The sequence below is a fragment of the Adlercreutzia sp. DFI.6.23 genome (genome assembly GCF_024462535.1).
GTDB lineage: Bacteria > Actinomycetota > Coriobacteriia > Coriobacteriales > Eggerthellaceae > Adlercreutzia > Adlercreutzia rubneri.
This window is the reverse complement of the sequence record NZ_JANGBP010000457.1, coordinates 1-304: the sequence shown is the minus strand read 5'-3', so window position 1 is coordinate 304 and position 304 is coordinate 1. Positions and strand designations below refer to the sequence as shown.

General features: G+C 63.5%; 1 protein-coding gene. It reads right to left on the bottom strand.

Annotated elements, in window-relative coordinates; all coding sequences use genetic code 11:
• Positions 1-304 (bottom strand): S49 family peptidase (locus NE591_RS14125; RefSeq protein ID WP_256156963.1); only part of this gene is annotated, 304 nt, incomplete at both ends.

The following is a 304-nucleotide window of genomic DNA, read 5'->3' as shown; positions in this document are numbered from 1 at the left end:
TCCATGCCGGTGAACGTAAGGCCCGTGGCCAGCGCGCGCACGTCTTTCACCGGCATGTCGCGGCCCTCGGCGACGAAGTTGATGAACACCTCGTTGATCTGATCCACCTGATCCTGGTACCAGGCGCGCTCCTCCTCGGTGAGCGGGCGGTTGCCGGCGCCGGAGTCCTTGGCGTCGCCCGAGGTGATGTTCTCGACGGATATACCCAGCTTCTCGTAGAGCCCCGACAGGTCGGTCACCGACATGATGACGCCGATGGAGCCGATGGAGGTCGTCTTGTCCGTGAAAATGTAGTCGGCCTGGG